This window comes from Mesorhizobium sp. M7A.F.Ca.US.006.04.2.1, from assembly GCF_004022915.1.
GTDB classification, from domain to species: domain Bacteria; phylum Pseudomonadota; class Alphaproteobacteria; order Rhizobiales; family Rhizobiaceae; genus Mesorhizobium; species Mesorhizobium ciceri.
Genome location: NZ_RZQA01000662.1, coordinates 1 through 3,698 on the forward strand (window position 1 = coordinate 1; position 3,698 = coordinate 3,698).

At 61.9% G+C, this 3,698-nt stretch carries 5 protein-coding genes and 1 pseudogene; 5 read left to right on the plus strand and 1 reads right to left on the minus strand.

All coding sequences use genetic code 11. The annotated features are described in order from the left end of the window. The 5 genes and pseudogenes from EN925_RS27545 to EN925_RS27565 form a co-directional block, all read left to right on the plus strand. Positions 1 to 294, plus strand: a pseudogene (locus EN925_RS27545) (lipid II flippase MurJ); the annotation flags it as partial. A gap of 171 nt (positions 295 to 465) precedes the next feature. Next, the gene (gene trpS / locus EN925_RS27550) at positions 466 to 1,533 is read left to right on the plus strand and encodes a tryptophan--tRNA ligase (RefSeq protein ID WP_013528062.1); all 1,068 of its coding nucleotides are present in this window, start codon (positions 466 to 468) and stop codon (positions 1,531 to 1,533) included. Between the two features lie 92 nt (positions 1,534 to 1,625). Continuing rightward, the gene (locus tag EN925_RS27555) at positions 1,626 to 2,117 is read left to right on the plus strand and encodes a universal stress protein (protein ID WP_013528063.1); all 492 of its coding nucleotides are present in this window, start codon (positions 1,626 to 1,628) and stop codon (positions 2,115 to 2,117) included. Between the two features lie 189 nt (positions 2,118 to 2,306). Next, complete coding sequence (locus EN925_RS27560) at positions 2,307 to 2,876, plus strand: NifU family protein (RefSeq protein ID WP_013528064.1); 570 nt, start codon at positions 2,307 to 2,309, stop codon at positions 2,874 to 2,876. Between the two features lie 77 nt (positions 2,877 to 2,953). Beyond that, positions 2,954 to 3,280, plus strand: coding sequence for an NIPSNAP family protein (locus tag EN925_RS27565; protein ID WP_064992973.1), 327 nt, complete (start codon positions 2,954 to 2,956; stop codon positions 3,278 to 3,280). 111 nt (positions 3,281 to 3,391) lie between these two features. Here EN925_RS27565 and EN925_RS27570 read toward each other — a convergent pair. After that, the coding region (locus tag EN925_RS27570; RefSeq protein WP_164894427.1) for a L,D-transpeptidase at positions 3,392 to 3,698 on the minus strand (307 nt) is incomplete at its 5' end.

Below are 3,698 nucleotides of genomic sequence, written 5' to 3' on the forward strand. Positions count from 1 at the left end.
TGGGGCCGCGACGTGCCGCTGATGAAGCGCATTCCACGTCTGGTGCTGTCGGCTATCGTGATGGGGGCAGCGCTCTATTTTGCCGAGCATTGGTTCGCCGTCAGGCTCGGGCCCGGCTCGCCGCTGGTGGTCAAGGCGACGACGCTGCTGTCGCTGGTTGCGGGTGGGGCGCTGCTGTACTTCATCACGGCGTTTGCCACCGGCGGCGCCGATTTCGGCATGATCCGTCGCAACGTCAAGCGGGGATCTGGCAAGTCGGCGCCACCGATCGCAAAGACCGAACTTGACGAGTAGCGCACGACACGCTCGCAGCGCCGTCTTGATCGCAGCGCCGTCTTCGTCCATAAGCGCGCCCGTCGCAAGACTTTCGCCGCGCGCGGTTTCCAGCCGCGTGATTGGCTCCGAAAAGTCTGCAACTTTTCGGAATCACGCTTATACGGCCCTCCACAAGCCATGAGGACAATCATGACCGCCTTCAAGCCACTCGTCTTTTCCGGTGTCCAGCCGACCGGCAATCTGCACCTCGGCAATTATCTCGGCGCCATCAAGAAATTCGTTGCCCTGCAGGACACCTCCGATTGCATCTATTGCGTCGTCGACCTGCATTCGCTGACAGCCCAACTCGTCTATGAAGACCTGGCCGACCAGACGCGGTCTATCACCGCTGCGTTCCTGGCCTCGGGCATCGATCCGAAGAAGCACATCGTCTTCAACCAGTCACGGGTCATGCAGCACGCGGAGCTTGCCTGGATCTTCAATTGCGTGGCGCGCATCGGCTGGATGAACCGCATGACGCAGTTCAAGGACAAGGCCGGCAAGGACCGCGAGAATGCCTCGCTCGGCCTGCTCGCCTATCCCTCGCTGATGGCTGCCGACATCCTGCTCTACCGTGCCACCCACGTCCCTGTCGGTGAGGACCAGAAACAGCATCTGGAGCTCACCCGCGACATCGCGCAGAAATTCAACAACGACTTCTCCGACCGTATCGCAGCGCTCGGCGTCGGCGTCGAGATGCAGGTCGGCGAAGAGACCGTGAACGGCTATTTCCCGCTGACCGAGCCGGTCATCGGCGGGCCGGCGGCGCGCATCATGTCGCTGCGCGACGGCTCCAAGAAGATGTCCAAATCGGACCCGTCTGATCTGTCGCGCATCAACCTGACCGACGACGCCGATGACATCTCGAAGAAGATCCGCAAGGCCAAGACCGATCCGGAAGCGTTGCCGAGCGAGCTGGATGGCCTGGCCGGCCGGCCCGAGGCAGAAAACCTGGTCGGCATCTATGCGGGTCTCGCCGAGATGTCGAAGGCGGATGTGCTCAAGCAATTCGCCGGCCAGCAGTTTTCCGTGTTCAAGCCGGCCTTGGCCGATCTTGCTGTGGAAAAACTGGCGCCGATCGCCAGCGAGATGCGCCGCATTTCGGATGACCGCGCCTATGTCGACGCGGTGCTTAAGGACGGCGGCGAGCGCGCCGGCGTGCTGGCCGAAGCGACGATGAAGACGGTGCGCGACATTATCGGCCTGCTGCAGGGCTGATCGCGACATTGGGTGCACTGGCACAAGGCCGGCGGCTTGCCGCCGGTCCGCCGCAGTGGCAGATTGCGCCGCAAGACACCGAGTAGATAGACATGGTCTCCAAACGCCTCAGCCGCGAAGCCGGCCATCGCAGGAAATTCCTGACGATCATCGACGACACGCCGGAATGCGAGCGTGCCGTCGCCTATGCCTCGAAACGGGCGCAGAGCACCAGCGGCACGCTGGTGCTGCTCTATGTCATCGTGCCGGACGACTTCCAGCATTGGCTGGGTGTCGAGAAGATCATGCGCGAGGAAGCCAACGCCACGGCGCGCGCCGCACTCGACAGCTATGCCAACAAGGTGCGCCAGAAGCTCGGCATCGAGCCCGAGATGGTGGTCCGCGAAGGCAAGCCGACGGAAGAGATTCACAAATTGATCGAGGAAGACCAGGACATCGCCATCCTGGTGCTGGCCGCCGGTGCGGGCAAGGAAGGCCCGGGACCGCTGGTCGGCGCCGTGGCCGGCAAGGGTGCCGCCTTCCCGATCCCGGTGACTGTCGTGCCGCAGAACCTTTCGGACGAGGAAATAGACAGCCTGGCCTGAGGTGTGCTGATTTTCAGGTGATGCCGGCCTGACCTGAATCTCAACACACCTTCGGGCACGTCCCAGGGGCGCGTAAAAAACATTCCGCCAGCCAGCCATTCCGGCGATGCGTTTCGCTTGAATGTCCAGCCAATTGAGCCTATTTAGAATTGTTCCAAACTAGATGCCCAAACGGGCACGGAGACGGCCATGTTCATCCAGACCGAATCGACGCCAAACCCGGCGACGCTGAAATTCCTGCCCGGCAAGGAAGTGCTTGTGGAAGGCACCGCCGATTTCCGCGATGCCGACAGCGCCGCCGTCGCCTCGCCGCTGGCCGGCCGGCTGTTCGAAATTCCTGGCGTCACCGGCGTTTTCTTCGGCTATGACTTCATCACCGTGACCAAGGATGGCCCCGACTGGCAGCATTTGAAGCCGGCGATCCTCGGCGCCATCATGGAGCATTTCATGTCCGGCGCGCCCGTCATGGCCAAGGCTGGCCCGGCCGCCGAGACCAGCCAGACCGGTGAGTTCTACGACAAGGCCGACGAGGAGCTGGTCATCACCATCAAGGAGCTGCTCGACACGCGGGTGCGCCCGGCGGTCGCCCAGGATGGCGGCGACATCACCTTCCGCGGCTTCGAGAATGGCACGGTGTTCCTGCACATGAAGGGTGCCTGCGCCGGCTGCCCGTCATCGACGGCGACGCTGAAGCACGGCATCCAGAACCTTCTGCGCCATTTCGTGCCGGAAGTGCAGCAGGTCGAGCAGGTCTCCTGACGCCCGTTTTGATAATTCTACCCTGCTGACCATCTGGTCCGATTTCTTCCGGCGCATCGGTCAGAAGGAACTCCAAAATGATCTACGAACTTCGGGTTTACCGGGCTTTGCCGGGACGCTTGCCGGCGCTTCTTGATCGCTTCGACAAGATCACGCTCAAATTATGGGATAAGCACGGTATCCGCCAAGCGGGTTTCTTTACCACGCTGATCGGAGCTTCGAACAACGAACTGACCTACATGCTGGCATGGGAATCGCTGGCCGAACGCGAAGAGCGTTGGACGGCGTTCGTGAAGGACCCTGCCTGGACGCAGGCGCGGGAAGACTCCGAGCGTGATGGCCAGATCACCGAGACAATCATCAACCAAATTTTAGTTCCCACCGCGTTCTCGGCGGTGTCCTGACCGCCGAACAGGCGTCGCATCGCGCAAACAACAAAAAACCGGGCCGAATTGCCCGGTTTTCTGCTTGGGACGTCCGTTGTTGCCTAGACGGTCCGCGTACGAAAACTGCCTCTAGAGAACGATGACCTTGGCGCCGACCGAGGCGCGGTCATAGAGGTCGATGATATCCTGATTCATCAGCCGGATGCAGCCAGACGACATCGCCTTGCCGATCGAATTCCATTCGGGGCTGCCATGCAGGCGATAGCCTGAATCACCGCCCTTGTTGAACAGGTACATGGCGCGCGCGCCGAGCGGGTTCTTCAGGCCCGGCTCCATGCCGCCGGCAAACTTTTCCAATTCCGGCTGGCGCTGGATCATCTGCCTCGGCGGCGTCCAGGTCGGCCATTCGCGCTTGAGCGCAATGTGGGCGGTGCCA

What these genes read in the sequence shown, in the direction of transcription:
- trpS (WP_013528062.1), top strand. Translation starts at nt 466, where the DNA reads ATGACCGCCTTCAAGCCACTCGTCTTTTCCGGTGTCCAGCCGACCGGC.
- EN925_RS27555 (WP_013528063.1), top strand. Translation starts at nt 1,626, where the DNA reads ATGGTCTCCAAACGCCTCAGCCGCGAAGCCGGCCATCGCAGGAAATTC.
- EN925_RS27560 (WP_013528064.1), top strand. Translation starts at nt 2,307, where the DNA reads ATGTTCATCCAGACCGAATCGACGCCAAACCCGGCGACGCTGAAATTC.
- EN925_RS27565 (WP_064992973.1), top strand. Translation starts at nt 2,954, where the DNA reads ATGATCTACGAACTTCGGGTTTACCGGGCTTTGCCGGGACGCTTGCCG.